Origin of the sequence: Bifidobacterium miconis (genome assembly GCF_019331735.1) — a bacterium.
In the GTDB taxonomy this organism is placed as follows: Bacteria; Actinomycetota; Actinomycetes; order Actinomycetales; family Bifidobacteriaceae; genus Bifidobacterium; species Bifidobacterium miconis.
The window spans coordinates 1-1,855 of the sequence record NZ_JAHBBH010000081.1 but is presented as its reverse complement, the minus strand read 5'-3'; the positions used below and the strand labels follow the sequence as shown (position 1 = coordinate 1,855).

At 56.0% G+C, this 1,855-nt stretch carries 2 protein-coding genes; both read left to right on the top strand.

Features of this window, described 5'->3' with window-relative positions:
- Positions 1–37: 37 nt before the first annotated feature.
- Positions 38–1,216 carry an ATP-binding protein gene (locus tag KIH79_RS12670; RefSeq protein ID WP_219059712.1) on the top strand — a complete coding sequence of 393 codons (1,179 nt, stop codon included), beginning with the start codon at positions 38–40 and terminating at the stop codon, positions 1,214–1,216.
- A 390-nt stretch (positions 1,217–1,606) separates the two neighbouring features.
- Positions 1,607–1,855, top strand: a 249-nt coding sequence (locus KIH79_RS12665) for an Hsp20 family protein (RefSeq protein ID WP_219059711.1), incomplete at its 3' end; no start/stop codon positions are given.

The following is a 1,855-nucleotide window of genomic DNA, read 5'->3' as shown; positions in this document are numbered from 1 at the left end:
AGCAAGGTTTTGGTTTTCCGAGCTGAAGGAGCCTTGCATGATCCCACGATTGCTTACCGAACAGGTGCAACGGTCCGCCGCATGGTTTCCGATCGTTTCCGTCACCGGACCGCGTCAAAGCGGCAAGTCGACGCTCGTTCAGCACGCTTTTCCGGACTACGCGTATCTCAATCTGGAAAACCCCGAACTGCGCAACCAAGCAAACGTCGATCCGATCAGCTTTATCCGGGACCGTTCCACCCATCTGATCATCGACGAAGCGCAATACGCACCGGACCTGTTCTCCATGTTGCAGGTGGTTTCCGACGAAACGAAACAACCCGGACAATTCATCCTGTCCGGCTCCCAGAATTTCCTGCTGCTCAGGCAAATCAAGCAGTCGCTGGCAGGCAGAGCCGGAGTGCTGAAACTCCTGCCGCTATCGTACACGGAAGCACTTGCGGCGCAACCCGAACTCACCATCGAAGAGTTCATGCTCACCGGCGGCTACCCGCATTTGCACGATGCGCACGTACCGCGCAGCATTTTTTTCGAAAGCTATGTCAACAGCTATATCGAGCGCGACGTCGCCGACTACCTCGACGTGCGCAACCTGACCATGTTCCGCACGTTCCTGCGACTGTGCGCCCAGCACGTCGGAGGGCTGATCAAGGAAACCACGTTCGCCAATGAACTCGGCACCACATATCGCACCGTCAAATCATGGATGTCGATTCTCGAATCGAGCTACATCACGTTCAGTCTTCCGCCGTATTACGGCAATCTCAACAAGCGGCTGACCAAAACGCCGAAACTGTACTTCCACGACACGGGCCTGCTCTGCCATCTGCTGCGCATCAACACGGTGCAGGACCTTCAGGAGCATCCGCTGTTCGGCGAAATCATCGAGAATCTCGTGATATCGGAAACGGTCAAGCGGTACTACAACGCGCTCAAAACCCCGGAACTGTACTTCTATCGCGACGACAGCAAAATCGAGGTCGATCTCGTCGACTGCACGCATTCCCAGACCGAGCCGGAACTCATCGAAATCAAATCAGGACGCATGTATCATGACCGATTCGCAAAGCACCTGCGCTCGATCAGCACGCTGCTCAACGTCCCGGACGACAACCGCACCGTGGCCACGCGCGTCGACAGATCATACACCGACCATGACGTCAACGTACGGTCCATTCGCGACCTGTTGCTGCAGACAGAAGAGCCGGTGGCGTAATCCAACGACGATTGCGTCAGACAGCAACCAAAACGTGCAGGTCCAGACAATCATGAGCCGGCATACCAAAACCGACAGCAGCTTGCAGCATCAGGCAGACCACACAGCGCGCAATCGCCTTACACACAATCAACGCGAATGCAAACTTGAGTCTTACTGGCTCAGGTTTTTCACTGTGGGTAAAACCGGGGAATGGTTGTCGGGGATTGCCTATTGTGTGGGGTGAAAGGACAAGGCAGGAGCTCCGGGAGGGGTTCCGGGAGCGGTCACGATAGCCGGTCCGGCCGGGTTCCGTGGGATGCCGTCGCAAGGCGGGATCCGTGTGGACCGGTCGGCTGGCGAGCCAAGCCGTTCCACTCCATGCATGCTTTATGTCAAGGAGTACCGATTATGGCAATGTTTCCGGCTTTGATGAACGATACGATGTTTTCCGATCTGTTCGATGATCCGTTCTTCGAGGGTTGGCGCAACACAGACAATGGTTCGGCGGCCGCGATGCCGGCGAACATGATGTCGACGGACGTGCGTGAGAAGGACAACTGCTACGACGTGGACATTGATATGCCGGGCTTTGACAAGAACGACATTTCCCTTGAGCTGAACAACGGGTATCTGACCGTGTCGGCTCACAAGGACGAG

Bases quoted from the DNA above. Each gene is read 5' to 3' on its own strand.
- KIH79_RS12670 (WP_219059712.1), top strand. From the start codon at position 38: ATGATCCCACGATTGCTTACCGAACAGGTGCAACGGTCCGCCGCATGG.